General features: G+C 42.3%; 14 protein-coding genes. 4 read left to right on the top strand and 10 right to left on the bottom strand.

Going from position 1 to position 14,558, the window contains the following annotated elements; all coding sequences use genetic code 11:
* Positions 1 to 115: 115 nt before the first annotated feature.
* Positions 116 to 742 carry a single-stranded DNA-binding protein gene (locus DXB39_RS05115; protein WP_022242678.1) on the bottom strand — a complete coding sequence of 209 codons (627 nt, stop codon included), beginning with the start codon at positions 740 to 742 and terminating at the stop codon, positions 116 to 118.
* A 388-nt stretch (positions 743 to 1,130) separates the two neighbouring features.
* Between DXB39_RS05115 and typA the strand changes: the two genes are divergently transcribed.
* Positions 1,131 to 2,960, top strand: a complete 1,830-nt coding sequence (gene typA, locus DXB39_RS05120; protein WP_117840758.1) for a translational GTPase TypA — start codon at positions 1,131 to 1,133, stop codon at positions 2,958 to 2,960.
* 110 nt (positions 2,961 to 3,070) lie between these two features.
* On the opposite strand, the gene DXB39_RS05125 is transcribed toward typA, so the two are convergent.
* Entirely contained in the window at positions 3,071 to 3,976 is a 906-nt protein-coding gene (locus tag DXB39_RS05125) for an RsiV family protein (RefSeq protein WP_117698936.1), read from the bottom strand.
* The gene (locus DXB39_RS05130) at positions 3,973 to 4,458 is read right to left on the bottom strand and encodes a sigma-70 family RNA polymerase sigma factor (protein ID WP_117698937.1); all 486 of its coding nucleotides are present in this window, start codon (positions 4,456 to 4,458) and stop codon (positions 3,973 to 3,975) included. The genes DXB39_RS05125 and DXB39_RS05130 overlap by 4 nt, the downstream gene beginning before the upstream one ends.
* Positions 4,459 to 4,718: 260 nt before the next feature.
* On the opposite strand from DXB39_RS05130, the gene asnB reads away from it, so the two are divergent.
* Positions 4,719 to 6,572, top strand: coding sequence for an asparagine synthase (glutamine-hydrolyzing) (gene asnB, locus DXB39_RS05135; protein WP_117840756.1), 1,854 nt, complete (start codon positions 4,719 to 4,721; stop codon positions 6,570 to 6,572).
* Here asnB and DXB39_RS05140 read toward each other — a convergent pair.
* The 4 genes from DXB39_RS05140 to DXB39_RS05155 form a co-directional block, all read right to left on the bottom strand.
* Positions 6,563 to 7,165, bottom strand: a complete 603-nt coding sequence (locus DXB39_RS05140) for a dipicolinate synthase subunit B (protein WP_117840754.1) — start codon at positions 7,163 to 7,165, stop codon at positions 6,563 to 6,565. The two genes, asnB and DXB39_RS05140, sit on opposite strands and share 10 nt — an antisense overlap.
* Complete coding sequence (locus DXB39_RS05145) at positions 7,152 to 7,955, bottom strand: hypothetical protein (protein WP_158565950.1); 804 nt, start codon at positions 7,953 to 7,955, stop codon at positions 7,152 to 7,154. Before DXB39_RS05145 ends, DXB39_RS05140 begins: the two co-directional genes overlap by 14 nt.
* 147 nt (positions 7,956 to 8,102) lie before the next feature.
* Complete coding sequence (locus tag DXB39_RS05150) at positions 8,103 to 8,942, bottom strand: DegV family protein (protein ID WP_117840750.1); 840 nt, start codon at positions 8,940 to 8,942, stop codon at positions 8,103 to 8,105.
* Positions 8,943 to 9,117: 175 nt separating this feature from the next.
* Complete coding sequence (locus DXB39_RS05155) at positions 9,118 to 10,263, bottom strand: transglutaminase domain-containing protein (protein WP_158565952.1); 1,146 nt, start codon at positions 10,261 to 10,263, stop codon at positions 9,118 to 9,120.
* A gap of 101 nt (positions 10,264 to 10,364) precedes the next feature.
* On the opposite strand from DXB39_RS05155, the gene DXB39_RS05160 reads away from it, so the two are divergent.
* Positions 10,365 to 10,871 (top strand): DUF5721 family protein, encoded by a 507-nt coding sequence (locus DXB39_RS05160; RefSeq protein ID WP_117698942.1) that lies wholly within the window; start codon positions 10,365 to 10,367, stop codon positions 10,869 to 10,871.
* A 77-nt stretch (positions 10,872 to 10,948) separates the two neighbouring features.
* Positions 10,949 to 11,149 (top strand): cold-shock protein, encoded by a 201-nt coding sequence (locus tag DXB39_RS05165; protein WP_022242668.1) that lies wholly within the window; start codon positions 10,949 to 10,951, stop codon positions 11,147 to 11,149.
* Between the two features lie 159 nt (positions 11,150 to 11,308).
* Here the strand turns inward: DXB39_RS05165 and DXB39_RS05170 are convergent, their stop codons facing one another.
* From DXB39_RS05170 to DXB39_RS05180, 3 genes are all read right to left on the bottom strand, one after another.
* The gene (locus DXB39_RS05170; protein ID WP_117840746.1) at positions 11,309 to 11,755 is read right to left on the bottom strand and encodes a signal peptidase II; all 447 of its coding nucleotides are present in this window, start codon (positions 11,753 to 11,755) and stop codon (positions 11,309 to 11,311) included.
* Between the two features lie 72 nt (positions 11,756 to 11,827).
* Positions 11,828 to 12,787 carry an L-lactate dehydrogenase gene (locus tag DXB39_RS05175; RefSeq protein ID WP_117698944.1) on the bottom strand — a complete coding sequence of 320 codons (960 nt, stop codon included), beginning with the start codon at positions 12,785 to 12,787 and terminating at the stop codon, positions 11,828 to 11,830.
* Between the two features lie 72 nt (positions 12,788 to 12,859).
* Positions 12,860 to 14,548 carry a S8 family peptidase gene (locus DXB39_RS05180; RefSeq protein WP_117840744.1) on the bottom strand — a complete coding sequence of 563 codons (1,689 nt, stop codon included), beginning with the start codon at positions 14,546 to 14,548 and terminating at the stop codon, positions 12,860 to 12,862.
* Between the last annotated feature and the right edge of the window lie 10 nt (positions 14,549 to 14,558).

The following is a 14,558-nucleotide window of genomic DNA, read 5'->3' on the forward strand; positions in this document are numbered from 1 at the left end:
TGCCAATTCTTACAGGGACTCTTAATCCCAGATTTACTTACGATACCACAATTTCCAATAAAAAGCAATGTCTGTATGTTTCATGCTTTCTCAATTATTCTTTATTTCTACTATTTTATTCCATATATTCAATTTTGCTCACGGATACTTCATAGGCGGTACGCTTCTCTACCTCATCCTCATTTAAGCGTTTGACATACTCCCTGCTCTGGATTCTGCCCCAGATCTGCACATGCACACCCACCTCAAATCTTGCGGCAAATCTTGCATTTCTTCCCCAGCAGATGCATGGGATATAATCAGATTTTCCATAGGAACGGTTTACCGCCACCAACAGGTCTGCAATTTCTCTTCCAAGAGGAGTCTTACGGTAAATCGGGTCTTTACAGATATAGCCATCAAGAAGAATCTGGTTGCTCTTCATCTCCTCCGTCTCTTCTTCAATAAACTCAATCTCCCGGACGAATACGGAGAGAACCAGCCGGTTCTTAAGTTCCTCATGTCTGTTATAGGAACGGAACTGTCCGGTCACATATACCTTCTGTCCTATGTAACTCTGTGAAGTGTCAATCAGACGCTCTGAAATCATCAATGGAATGTAGTCGGAAAAATTACTTAATCTGCTGACCGCTACCTCTACCATATAAAAGCCTTCCCCATACACTTCATGACTGTATTGGAAATCGGAAATAATCTCCCCTACAATGGATACCTGGTTGTTTTCTAAAATCTTATCTGCCATGAATCTTTCTCCTTTATTTAGTGTGTTTTCGAACGTTTTTACAGTACCATTCCAATGAGATGAAACTCATCAAAATCTGTCGATAACATTTTGGATATATTATGCATAAAGCCACTTTTCCATGCATATGCGCTGTGTCCTTGAACAAAGAATGTGCCTTGGCACATTCTCGCGCCTGCGGCGGTCGCTTGCGACATCTACCTTATACGCCGCAGTGTGCATCCTCGCGGAGCGTTTTTTTCTTTACAGGAAAGCAATTTCCTGTAAAGAAAGAAATACTTGCGTATTTTTCAATATGTGATAGAATAAAAACGCCGGTCATTTATGGACAGGCATTATATATAAGAAGAAACTGAATTTTATGCACTGATAGAAGGAAGGATTTTATATGAAAACAACAAGAGACGATATTAGAAACATAGCTATCATCGCCCACGTTGACCACGGTAAAACTACTCTGGTCGATGAGCTGTTGAAACAGAGTGGTGTATTCCGTGCCAATCAGGAAGTCCAGGAACGTGTCATGGATTCCAATGATATTGAGCGTGAACGTGGTATTACCATTCTTTCTAAGAATACTGCTGTATTCTACAAAGATGTAAAAATCAATATCATTGATACTCCTGGCCATGCCGACTTCGGTGGCGAGGTTGAGCGAGTTCTGAAAATGGTAAACGGTGTTATTCTTGTGGTAGATGCATTTGAAGGTGCTATGCCACAGACCAAATTCGTTCTTATGAAAGCACTGGAACTGAATCTGCCGGTTATTGTATGTATCAATAAAATTGACCGTCCAGAAGCAAGACCGGAAGAAGTTATTGATGAAGTATTAGAGCTTTTCATGGATTTAGACGCTTCTGACGAACAGTTAGACTGCCCATTCATCTTCGCTTCTGCAAGAGATGGATACGCCATGAGAAATTTAAATGATGAGCGCAAGGATATGACTCCTTTATTCGAAACCATTATCGACTACATTCCGGCACCTACCGGTGACCCGGATGCAAACACCCAGGTTCTTATCAGTACCATTGATTATAATGAATACGTTGGACGAATCGGTGTTGGTAAAGTAGACAACGGTGTCTTAAAGGTAAATCAGGATGCTATCGTAGTAAACCACCACGAGCCTGACAAACAGAAAAAAGTCAAAATCAGCAAATTATACGAATTTGATGGTCTTAATAAAGTAGAAGTAAAGGAAGCGAAAATCGGTTCTATCGTTGCTATTTCCGGTATTGCAGACATCCATATCGGTGATACCATCTGTGCAACAGACAACCCGGTTGCCATTCCTTTCCAGAAAATTTCCGAGCCTACTCTTTCCATGAATTTCATGGTCAACGACAGCCCGCTTGCAGGACAGGAAGGTAAATTCATTACTTCCCGTCACTTAAGAGACAGACTGTTCCGTGAGTTAAATACCGACGTCAGCCTTCGTGTAGAAGAAACCGACAGTGCAGACTGCTTCAAGGTTTCCGGACGTGGTGAGTTACATCTTTCCGTATTAATCGAAAATATGCGTCGTGAAGGTTATGAATTTGCAGTCAGCAAGGCTGAAGTTCTTTACCACACTGATGAAAACGGCAAGAAATTAGAGCCTATGGAATTAGCTTATGTTGACGTTCCGGATGAATTCACCGGTACTGTTATTGATAAATTAAGCCAGCGTAAAGGTGAGATGGTTGATATGCGTCCAATCAGCGGCGGCTATACCCGTATGGAATTTAACATTCCATCCCGTGGTCTTATCGGTTACCGTGGAGACTTCTTAACCGACACCAAAGGAAATGGTATCATCAATACCATTTTCAATGGCTATGCTCCATACAAGGGAGATATTGCTTATCGTAAACTTGGTTCCCTGATTGCTTTCGAATCCGGCGAATCCGTAACTTACGGTCTGTTCTCCGCTCAGGAGCGTGGTACTCTCTTCATCGGAGCCGGTGTAAAGGTTTACTCCGGTATGGTTATCGGTTCTTCCTCTAAACCGGAAGACATTGAATTAAACGTATGTAAGAAGAAACACTTAACCAATACACGTTCTTCTTCCGCAGACGAAGCGCTGACCCTTGTTCCACCAAAGATACTTTCCTTAGAGCAGGCATTAGACTTTATCGATGTTGACGAGCTCTTAGAGGTTACTCCGGAATCCTTACGTATCCGTAAACGTATTCTTGACCCGACCTTAAGAAAGAGAGCTAACTTCAAAAAATAAAAGTATCTCATGATATAGCATAAGAACTCCCCCGGATATTGAAATTTCTTCCAATATCCGGGGGAGTTTTCGATTACTATAAATGCCTAGTACGCACCATCTTTGTCATATTATTGCAGATATCCGTCCTTTATAATATCAGAAACCACACTGGTCGGAATCGTAAATTCTACAATTCCCATATAACCCGGTGCTACTTCATATTTATCAAAAACAATGGTCAGCTCTCCTTCTTTGTTGACATAGAAATTTACATCATTCTTAATTCCATCAAAGCTGTAGCCATCTACATCCTTGTCTAAGAAGTATTGCAGGTTACTGTCTTTTTCCATATTTTCCTTCATCTGCTTTTCTATTTCCTCTGAAATCCGGTCCAGATAATCGGAATCCTTCTGAAATAAATCATTTAATGTAATGGTATTTCCGGTTTTCTTATCTATATTATAGATTTTCGTATACTGGTTCGATCCTGCCATTACAATGGAAGTATCAATTCTTAAAGCAAACAGCCGGTCGTTATCTGTCACTACCTGATAAGACGAATTCACTGCCTCATTACCATTCTCACCATCTTCAATGGAAGCTACATCTGACTGATAAGACTTAATAATACCACCGGCATACTTTTTCACTTCCTGATTCAGCTCGTCCGTCTCATCCGATAATACTTCCCCATCCTGATTTGTCACTGCCACCTGGGGAATGTCTACATTTGCTTCCATATTCTTATCATCCTGTACATCAGAATATGTAGAAAAGTTCACTACCTTTACAATTGTGCCAAGTAATGGAACCTCTTCCATGGCATGGGCTATTGTCGGGCTTACATTTACCGAAATCACCAGTGCAACCATAGCTGCCGCTACCGTTGCTGCTCCTTTTAAAAAGCGGATACTGCCTTTCGTGGTATCCCTCTTTCCTTTTCTGATTCCGGCTTCCACCTGCGTTTTCAATGCTTCCGGGACTTCTATCTGCTCATATTCCTGCTTCATCCTGTCTATTTTCTCATGGTTCATGCTATTTCCTCCCTGGACATCTTTATCTTTAATTTCTTTAAGCTGCGATACAGGATTGATTTTACGGTGTTTGGATTTTCTTTCAGAAGATCTGCAATATCATCTATTTTCCATTCTTCAAAATATTTTAATATCACAATGGTTCTTTCCCGTTCTTCTAATTCTTCCAACGCTGCCAGCATATCCCAGTCTTTGTATACATCTTCTTTTGCTTCTTCCGGGATAAATACTCCACTTACGATACGCTTCTGTTTCTTGCACATATCCAGTGACGTATTTATAACAATCCGCCAGAGCCAGGTCTTAATATAGGTTTCTTCCTTCACCTGACCGGCATTTTTCATTGCCTTATATGCACTTTCCTGCACTACATCCATTGCGTCCTGTTCGTTCTTTACATAGGTAATTGCCAGCCGGTAAAGCTGTTCATAGGATGCAAGGATTTCCTGCTCCACCGCTTTTGCGATTCCTCTCTTCTTCATTCCTGTTTCCTCTTCTCTTTCCGAAAACCTGCATATGCAAAGAAAGCCTTTCAACCTTTGCTTTCTGTAAATTAGACGTTCCAGCCGGAAAAATAGTTTCATCTTTTTTATTATAACCCGCACAACTTACTGCCGGCAACTCCTTACCTGTGCTTTGCACCTAGAAAATGTTTCCTCTCTTTCATAAATCTCTCTTCTTTTTTGTACTTTTTATTCAGGGAAATGCATAGATTACTACAAAAAATGAATTGAGAATTGCTATGTGCGGTATTTCCGGTTTTTGTAATTTACATACTGATTTTTTAGAAAGGGAGCCTTATTATCGTAACATTCTATCTGATATGAGTGACGCACTTTATCACCGCGGGCCGGACTCCCATGGTATTTATTTAACCTCTCATACAGGGTTTTCCCACACCCGGCTTGCCATTATTGATCCTCATGGTGGACTTCAGCCTATGACCAGACATTATTGTGACGCAGACTTCACCATCGTCTATAATGGAGAACTTTATAATGCGAAAGAACTCCGTGAGGAACTGTTTTCCCATGGCATGACCTTTCGTACTCATTCCGATACAGAAGTCATTTTAAATGGATTTCTTTTTGAAGGACCGTCCTTTGTCCGGAAAATGAATGGTATTTTCGCTTTTGCCATTTATGATGAGGCTCATCAGCTTCTCTATCTCTTCCGGGATGCCTTTGGTGTAAAGCCGCTCTTTTACCGGCTTTTTCATGACACACTTATCTTTTCTTCCGAGCCGAAGGGAATTTTCTGTTATCCCGGCTGCATCCCTTCGGTAAATAAAACAGGACTCTCCGAAATCTTTGGTCTTGGTCCTGCCAGGAACCCCGGCAACGCAGTTTATGAGCATATGGCTGAATGTCTGCCGGGACATTACCTCACTTTCAGTGCTTCCGGACTGAAAGATTACTGTTACTTCCGATTAGAAAGCCATCCACATACAGACAGCTATGAAGAAACCGTTGTCCACACAAAAGAGCTGCTGTTACAGTCCATCCGCCGGCAGATGGTTTCCGATGTTCCTATCTGCACCTTTCTTTCCGGCGGGTTGGATTCCAGTCTTGTCTCTTCGGTCTGTGCGGAAGAATTAAGAAAAGAAGGGCAGACTCTTTCTACCTATTCCTTTGACTTTACAGATAATTCCCGTTACTTTAAGGCAAATGATTTTCAGCCCTCCGAAGACCGTCCCTTTGTGGATATTATGAAAAACTATCTTAAGAGTGAGCATCAATATCTGACCTGTGACAACCGCTCCCAGGCTGACTTACTTTTTGCTTCCATGAAAGCCCATGACCTTCCATGTATGGCTGACGTTGACTCATCCCTGCTCTTCTTCTGCCGGGAAGTCAGTAAGCAGCATAAGGTAGTCCTGACCGGCGAATGTGCCGATGAAGTTTTCGGCGGCTATCCGTGGTTTCACCGGAAGAATTTTCTTTCCTGCAACACGTTTCCATGGACACCGGATTTGTCTTTCCGCAAGTCCTTCTTAAAAGACGAAATTGCAGATGCACTGTCCTTAGATTCCTATGTGCAAAGTTCTTATGAAAATGCCATTGCAGAGGTCGATATTCTGCCATCGGACAATGATACGGAATGCAGCCGCCGGCGTATTTCCTATCTTAACATCCGCTACTTTATGCAGACTCTGCTAAACCGCATGGACCGCACCAGTATGTTCTCCGGTCTGGAAGCCCGCGTTCCTTTTGCAGATAAAAACCTGGTTTCCTATGTCTTTAATGTGCCATGGGAAATGAAAGCCAAAGATGGTCTTGTGAAAAACCTTTTGCGGCAGTGTGCGAAAGACTATCTTCCGGACACCATTACTTTCCGCAAGAAAAGTCCTTATCCTAAGACCTACCATCCTTACTATGAACAGCTCCTGCGTCAGCGTCTGAGTGCACTGCTGACCACCGGGGAAAGTCCCCTTCTTGCACTGATTGATAAAGAAAAGACTATGCAATTCTTAAATCAGGAAGGAGACTATGGCAAACCATGGTATGGCCAGCTTATGGCAGGTCCTCAGATGATTGCTTATCTCCTGCAGATTCATTACTGGCTCAGTGAATATAAGACTGACATTCATTTATAATCTACCGGCATTGGAGACAGTACCACCGGCTGCAGCTGTCTTCCTTTCATGGCTGCAGCTATGGTATCCTCTAACTGTCCAAAATCTGCCACCAGTGAATGGGGCTTCTTCTGATAATCATCCTGCCGGAAAGGTACAAAATAGATATGCTTCATATTCATCAGCAGTCCGATATTTCTAAGATTCATGGACAAAGCATCATTGGTAGAAATTGCCAGCACCAACGGCTTTTCATTTCTAAGATGCGCTTTGGCTGCCATAAGCACTGTGGTATCTACAATGCCCTGCTGCAGCTTTGCCATGGTATTTCCGGTACATGGTGCAATTGCCATCACATCAAAAAGTCCTGACGGACCGATGGTTTCTGCCTGCACGATACTTTGAATTCCCCTTTCTCCTGTAATCTCCTGCATTCTGTTTTGAAATACTTCCGCTGTCATAAATCTGGTATCCAAAGTTCCTGCATGTCTGGAGTATACCGGAATAACTTTTATTCCTTTTTGCACCAGTGCTTCTGTCGTCCGGAGTATCTTCCCAAAAGTACAGAAAGAGCCGGTAATTCCAAGTCCTAATGTAAGCTTATACTCTTCCATAATCTGCTGCTCCTCTTTCTATCATCCGTGCAAGAATGATTCCTGCACTTTCTGTCAGTATTCTTCCAGGAACGGCAGTAAGATGTTCCACATGAATACCTTTTTCTTCTAACTCCTCTGCCGGAAGTCCGCCACCAGTTGTAATATCCCATAGATATGTTTTCTCATCGCACCATTTTAAGACTGTGTCTATTGGACATGGTTTATCTGCCATATGAAAAATCCACTCAAAGTTCTGCTCCTCTGCATTCTCCTGCCACAAGCTACACCCCATTTTCATTGCCACCCGCTGGCAATCTTCCTTTATATCATAAACAGTTACTTCCGCTTCCAAAGATAAAAGCAGCTTTGCCATGGCTCTTCCACAATAACCAAAACCTGCCACCAGACAGTTTCTTCCTTTCACGCAGCACCTGCTCTTTGTCATTGCTTCTACAAGGCAGCCTTCTGCTGTCAGTCCGGCATTCTCATTTCTAAAGACTTCATCTTCCATATAATCAACCAGCCGTATCCGCCGCCCTGATGGTCTTCGTGTCAGAACCTCCGGGAAACAACCTCCATAAATAACACTTCTCTCCGCTGCATAGGATAATACCATTCCTATTTTTACCCTGCTTCCTCTGATTCTGCCATCCTCCTCCAGTGCCCGCAACGGTAATACAATAATCTGACTCTGCATCAGTCGCCGGATATTCTGCTCCGTTATTTCTATGATTCCAATTCCTGATTCCGTCAGACAACGTTTCAATGCCGGTGTTCTTTCATCTGCTCCAATGATTGCGATTTGCATTTCATCCCTCCTTGCCTTGCAATCGTCTGTTATTACTATATGCGGATGCTCCATTTTGTTACCGCTGTTACTGGATACAGGCTGCAAAAAAGCAGAACCAGCCTGCGCCGATTCTGCTTTTTTTATCCACTTTTTATCTACTATTTTTTAAACTGCTACAATAACACCGCCATTATTGGCATACATGGTGCTGACTCCTGCAGTATCTACAATTCTGATATCTTTAAATTTTGCCAGCTTTTCCAATTTTTCTTTTACCTGTTTTGCACGTTCCGGACAATTGCAATGTGCGATGGATAAAATCTTCTTTTCACACTCTTTCGTTCTCTTTACAATTTCATTAACCATATAGTCCAATGCCTTTGTCATTCCTCTTGCCTGTCCCAGCTGACAGATTGTACCCTCGGGCGTGGCCCCCATTACCGGCTTGATATTTAATGCCCCGGCAACCCAGGCTTTCAGGTTACTGAGTCTGCCGTTTTTACGCAGAGTCTCTAAAGTCTCTAATACAAAGAAGGTCTGCTGGTCTTTAATATATTTTTCCGTCTCAGCAACCACTTCTTCAAAGCTCTTTCCGGCTTCCTCTGATTCCTGTATCTTTTCTGCAATCAGAGTCTCTCCAATGGATGCAGAACAGGAATCAAATACATGAATCTGTTTTGCCCTATGTTCTTCTAAATAAAGCTTCTTTGCCAGCTCTGCACTGTTATAAGAACCGCTTAATTTACCGGAAAGTGTTACTACATATACATGCTCTGCTTCTCCTAAATATGCTTCCACATATCTCTGTGGAGATGGGCAGGATGACTTCGGGCTATGCCTGCTTTCCTTTACCCTGCGAATAAACTCCAGTTGATCAAAGGATTCATCATCCACCACATGGTATCCATCTACCTCAAGTTCTAACGGAACAGACTGGAATCTTCCATCTGCTTTCATATCATCAAATAACTCTCCACAGCTGTCTACTATGATTTTGTAGCTCATTTTCTATCCTCCTGATTGCGTAGTCATCTCTCTTATAGTATGTACGCAATGTTTAAAATTATATGTTATGTTTTTCTTTGTAATAACAAGTAGTTTTCATTACTACGTCATATTATCATAAATATTACGTTTTGAAAAGAGAATATTTAAAAATTTATAATATTTCACAAATATTTTATTTTTTCAGGAAAGTAAGTACCCGCATTGTCTCATTTTTCATATAAAATAAGGAACTATCCCCGGTATAATAATCCCCGATATGCCCTTCTTCAATGAAAAACTGCTGTGCCTGCCCATAAACTGCCTCATCCTCAAACTTCATCTGTACAGGGTGGCTGTCAAGCTCTGTAAATAATGCTCCGATGTCTTCCGGATACCAGTCCTTAAAATAACAATTTTCCTGCACAAAATAACTGTCATCCAGGCAATTGCATTCCGGCAATGAAAAATTCACATTGGGACTGTGGGTCTGAAATAACTCTTCTGTAGTTGCAGTAAAAAAGCAATAATCTACCACTTCAGCTACATCTCCGAAGTCATCCGGACTGTTGGAAGTTGGATTACCCCAGGTAGTATCCATATAATAATAGGCTCCATCCAGTTCGATGAGATTCCATGCATGTGGTTCTCCATTGGCAGTTCCTGTCACTATCGTACATGGAATATCTAATAAATCCATCAGATATTTTGTGGCACAGGCATAGCCCTGGCACACCGTTCTTCCCTCTAGAAATACACTGATGATATTCTGATTATTCTCTGCATTAAGGTCATAATTTACCGTACGCACCAGCGTATCAAATATAAACCGTGCTTTCTGGTAATCACTGTCCTCGGATGAAATGCCGCCAAGCAGCACATCGACCTTTTCATCAATTGCCGCCTGTGTCTCCTGTCTTGCAGCTTCATCCATCGTATACTTCGGTGCAAACTTAAGCCCGGTCAATACACCGGCCCTAGAATATTCCGTATAGGAATAGCCATCCACCCAGAAGAGTCCACCATAGTCTGCCATAATTGCTTCATACATTTTTGCCAGTACGTCTTTATCTAATGTAGCAACTGCCACCTCCTCCCGATGATTTAAAATAGCATCCAGCATCTCATCATAAACAAGCTGTTCTTCTTCCGTAAGCTGGCCATATACATATTTTTCCTCTGAAACCGACTCTACCGGAAGCAAGGTATTATCCGGTATCTGTCCATTGATATCTTCTACTACTTCATCTACCCATTCTTCAACGGATGATGTATTACAGCCGGTAAACAGAAATGCCATAAGTATTCCTGCAATACCGGTTAATAATCTTTGTTTTCTCATATCATTTCCTTTCGATCTGCTTCTTTTCATAGACATTCTACAATACTTTCTCTGTTTTTTCTATCCGGTTTGTGTTACACTTTAAAAATGAGGAGGATACTATGATTGCAATACAACTTTTACAGGTAAAGGATTTTATGAATAAATTACTTCGCACGGATTTATTTGACCACTTCTTATTATCAGAAGCTACCATCCGTGGAAAAGGTTCCTATGAAATCGACGGACATCTTGTACCGGATTTCTACAGTCCGGAAGAACTGGATGAACTGGAACTAACCGGTTTAAGCTGCCTGCCTTTTGGCATGCTGCGTGAAAACTGCTTCGCCCTGATCAAGGGAAAACATACCCCCTCCTATTTCCGCTTTATCTTTCAGCTTTCTCCAAAGAATCTTAAAAATACTCTGGAAGTAAGCAAAAGTGGTCTGACTACCCAGGATTTGAATGGAGTTTTCTTAAACATCAAATTTCAGGATGGTATTCTTTCCTGTACCAATGGTGTATCTTACCGCAGTTTTACCCTAGACCACACCTTCGACCAGGAATGGGATCTGCTGATACGAAAATTTTTTGCCGGGCATGATATCCCCTATACTGATATCAACTAATTTTCTTTACTTTTAAAATAAATTATGCTATTCTAAGCATAGCCATATGGCTAGATAATTTTTGTGGAGGTACTATAATGAACGGTACAGTTAAATGGTTTAATAACCAGAAGGGTTACGGATTCATCTCTGATGCAGAAGGTAATGATGTATTCGTACACTACTCAGGACTTAACATGGATGGTTACAAATCCTTAGAAGAAGGCGCAGCAGTAGAATTTGACGTAACAGAAGGCGCTAAAGGTCCTCAGGCAACTAACGTAACAGTAATTAAATAGTTGCAATAATCAAGGTTTTTCAATGTACCTTTCTCAGATATAGAATTTGATTTTTAATAATGATTTTTTATGTTGATTAAGATATAACGAACGAATTTGATTAAGAAAAATGGGATTGCTTCCTTCGGTATTATTACCGTTGGCTGCAATCCCGTTTTCTTACCTGTAAGCAAACAACATAGAAACTGCTGCTCCGATAAAAATAAAGAAATCGGAAATATTAAATACAATTCTTGAAAAGCGTTTCCACGGTGTATCAAAGCGGATATAATCCACCACATGCTTCTTATGAATTCTGTCCCAGAGATTGCTTAATCCGCCGCCAACCATCATACTCATACCGGTTTTCAGTCCTGTATTTCCTCTTCTTAATACAAACCCATATATGGCCATCAGTCCTGCCATGCATGCACTGTGTAACCCCAGCATAATTTTCGGTTTCTTCGCTAAAAGATTCAATGCGGCTCCATTGTTATAATATTTTTCAATTACAACCGGAAGCTTTGGAACTCTTTTTTCTTTTCCCAACGGCTCCTTCTTATCAACCCGCTGCTTGATTCCTTCATCCAGCCCGAAAATGGATACCACCAGTAATAAATATTTCATGGAAACTCCTCCTTCTTTTGTCCTGCCTGATTCCTTCTACCCTTTTCTTTCTCTCTTTCTATTCCGCCTGCTCTATAATTCTATGTCAGCAATCACATCCCGCAGTGCTTTTGCTGACGCATGAAGCCTTGCCCGCTCTTCTTCGTCTAATGACACCGGAAGAATCTGCTCCACGCCACCGGCATCCACCACTGCCGGCATGCTCAGCACGATATCAGAAATGCCATATTGCCCATGCATCAGACTGGACACCGGAAGCACCGAATGTTCATCCCTGACAATACATTCACAAATCCGCTTAATCGCCATTGCAATTCCATAATAGGTTGCCTGCTTACGCTCTATGATTTCATAAGCACTGTTCTTTACTTCTTCATATATACGCTTCGTATGACTTTCATATTCCTCATAGCCACGCAGCTTATAAATCTGTTCCAACGGAATACCGGATACGTTGGCAGAACTGAATACCGCCACCTCACTGTCTCCATGCTCTCCTACAATAAATGCATGCACACCACGATTGTCGATGCCAAGCTGTTTTCCCAGCATATTTTTTAACCGGGCAGTATCTAATACTGTTCCGGAACCGATTACCCGGTTTTCCGGAAAACCGGATAATTTCAATGCTGCCAGTGTCAGTATATCCACCGGATTTGATACGATGAGTAATATGCCACGACACCTTCTGCTGGCAATTTCCGGGATAATATTTTTGTAAATGGCTACATTTTTCTTTACCAGCTCAAGCCTTGTTTCTCCCGGTTTCTGGTTTGCTCCCGCCGTAATGATAATAATGTCGGCATCCACAATGTCATCATAACTGCCGGCATATATTTTCATCGGTGCGGCAAATGGCATTCCATGGCTGATATCCATGGCCTCTCCTTCCGCTCTTGCTTTATCCACATCAATTAGAACCAGTTCGGAAAAGAGCTTGCTCTGCATCAGTGTAAATGCAGTGGCAGAGCCGACAAACCCACATCCGATAATGGCTGCCTTTCGTAAATCAATTGCATGTTCCTGCTTCATCTTTACCCTCCTGCTTCGTGTTTTCTATATAGAATCCCACAGAAGCAGTTATTCTATGCAAACAAGAACCTCCTATGTCCGGCGCAACTGTTCGAAGGTCTGATAGAGATTTAAGGTTCCATATCCCCATTCCCGGTTCGGATAAACTCTGCTTTCTAACCGCACCGCACCGCGGATAAAATCATTTTTAATTTCTGCATTTGTAATATCAGTATTATAACCACGCTCTACTGCCCATTCCAGATACAGTGCTGCAGCTCCTGCAGTAATTGCCGCTGCAATGCTGGTACCACTTCTTGCCTCAAACCGGTTGCCCGGTGCCGGTCCAATCACATTGACACCCGGTGCTGCAAAATCCGGCTTTACCAGTCCCGATGCAGTGTATCCTCTGCTGGAATTCAGATAAATACTGTCATTTCCTGCATTGTATCCACCTACTGTCATCGGTGCAGCTGCATTTCCCGGCATGGTAATTGTCGTATCCGGATTAGAACGAATAAAAGAAATATCACCGGCAATCAGTCCGGTAATCGGAAGCCACATGTGATATCTTCCTTCTATACTGTAATCGCCATTTACCTCAATCGTCCAGATGCCTCTGGTGGGCCGGTCAAACCGGATATAAATAAGCTGATCTCCTGTGGCAGTGCCAACAATGTGGTAATCAATGATAACCTGTGTATTTTCAAATACAAAACGGTATACCTCTCTGCCATCCTGCTGCACCCGGACACCTGCCGTCCGCTCTCCCGTTGGCGATATAATCCGCACCGAATAAAGCTCCGGAGCCTTTGCCCACATTTCAATATGGAAACCCGCCACTGCATCTTCCACATCTACTTCTACCACATCACTCTGCTGCCCGAATGCAACTTCTCCGTAATAATGATGTCTGGCAGTAGCTTCATTCCCTGCTGCTACCACAACTGCCGTATTCCGCTTGAAGGAAACATAATTAAGATAATACGAAATCACACTGTTTCCACTGTGATCCCCGGAATTGCTTCCAAGCCCAAGATAAATCACCAGAGGGCGGCGATATCGTTCCGCCAGTCTGGTCAGATATGCCACCCCCGCCATAATATCATTTTCCTGATAAGCCTTTGCACCTTCCGAAATATAATAAAAACGCCTTAAATATTCCTTTGCCGGCTTCAGCTTTACCATGGCAATCTGTGCATAGGGTGCTACTCCGGCAAATTTCTCCGAAAGTTTTTCGCTTCCTGCCGCAAGACCTGCCATAAAGGTACCATGACCTTCTTCATCCCGGTGAGGTACTACCCGAAGAGGTGCATCTGTTAACAACGCCATATCGATCTGTTCTTTTGTATATTCCGTTCCATAGAGGAATCCCTCTGGTGTATCTTCACTTCGAATGCTCTGATCCCAGATTCTTAATATACGGCTGCTGCCATCGGAATTACGGAATACTTCATTCTGATAATCAATTCCGGTATCCACAAATCCAATCAGAACACCCTGCCCTCTCAAAGCAAGATTTGGCTGACTCTGTACCCTTATGATTCCGCCTGCCTGCAATGCCTCTTCGTCTAATGTGGTAAAACATTTTGGAATTGCCGAATAGGTATACTGGTCAATATCCAGCTTCGGCAAGCCTGCACTCTGCAAATAGACTACATTAAAATCTTTATCAATATTCTGGATACAGCCTCCCGGAAGATATTCATTTTCAAGGCTCAGATAGGAAACCAGAAGGTCGTAATATTCTTCCGAGTATGGTGCGTCTTTACAATCTTCCATATAAGCTCCG

This window comes from Roseburia sp. OM03-7AC (assembly GCF_003462625.1).
Taxonomy (GTDB): Bacteria; Bacillota; Clostridia; order Lachnospirales; family Lachnospiraceae; genus Roseburia_C; species Roseburia_C amylophila.

What these genes read in the sequence shown, in the direction of transcription:
- DXB39_RS05115 (WP_022242678.1), bottom strand. Translation starts at nt 742, where the DNA reads ATGGCAGATAAGATTTTAGAAAACAACCAGGTATCCATTGTAGGGGAG.
- typA (WP_117840758.1), top strand. Translation starts at nt 1,131, where the DNA reads ATGAAAACAACAAGAGACGATATTAGAAACATAGCTATCATCGCCCAC.
- DXB39_RS05170 (WP_117840746.1), bottom strand. Translation starts at nt 11,755, where the DNA reads ATGAAATATTTATTACTGGTGGTATCCATTTTCGGGCTGGATGAAGGA.
- DXB39_RS05145 (WP_158565950.1), bottom strand. Translation starts at nt 7,955, where the DNA reads ATGCAAATCGCAATCATTGGAGCAGATGAAAGAACACCGGCATTGAAA.
- DXB39_RS05175 (WP_117698944.1), bottom strand. Translation starts at nt 12,787, where the DNA reads ATGAAGCAGGAACATGCAATTGATTTACGAAAGGCAGCCATTATCGGA.
- DXB39_RS05180 (WP_117840744.1), bottom strand. Translation starts at nt 14,548, where the DNA reads ATGGAAGATTGTAAAGACGCACCATACTCGGAAGAATATTACGACCTT.
- DXB39_RS05150 (WP_117840750.1), bottom strand. Translation starts at nt 8,942, where the DNA reads ATGAGCTACAAAATCATAGTAGACAGCTGTGGAGAGTTATTTGATGAT.
- DXB39_RS05140 (WP_117840754.1), bottom strand. Translation starts at nt 7,165, where the DNA reads ATGGAAGAGTATAAGCTTACATTAGGACTTGGAATTACCGGCTCTTTC.
- DXB39_RS05165 (WP_022242668.1), top strand. Translation starts at nt 10,949, where the DNA reads ATGAACGGTACAGTTAAATGGTTTAATAACCAGAAGGGTTACGGATTC.
- DXB39_RS05130 (WP_117698937.1), bottom strand. Translation starts at nt 4,458, where the DNA reads ATGAAGAAGAGAGGAATCGCAAAAGCGGTGGAGCAGGAAATCCTTGCA.
- asnB (WP_117840756.1), top strand. Translation starts at nt 4,719, where the DNA reads ATGTGCGGTATTTCCGGTTTTTGTAATTTACATACTGATTTTTTAGAA.
- DXB39_RS05160 (WP_117698942.1), top strand. Translation starts at nt 10,365, where the DNA reads ATGATTGCAATACAACTTTTACAGGTAAAGGATTTTATGAATAAATTA.
- DXB39_RS05125 (WP_117698936.1), bottom strand. Translation starts at nt 3,976, where the DNA reads ATGAACCATGAGAAAATAGACAGGATGAAGCAGGAATATGAGCAGATA.
- DXB39_RS05155 (WP_158565952.1), bottom strand. Translation starts at nt 10,263, where the DNA reads ATGAGAAAACAAAGATTATTAACCGGTATTGCAGGAATACTTATGGCA.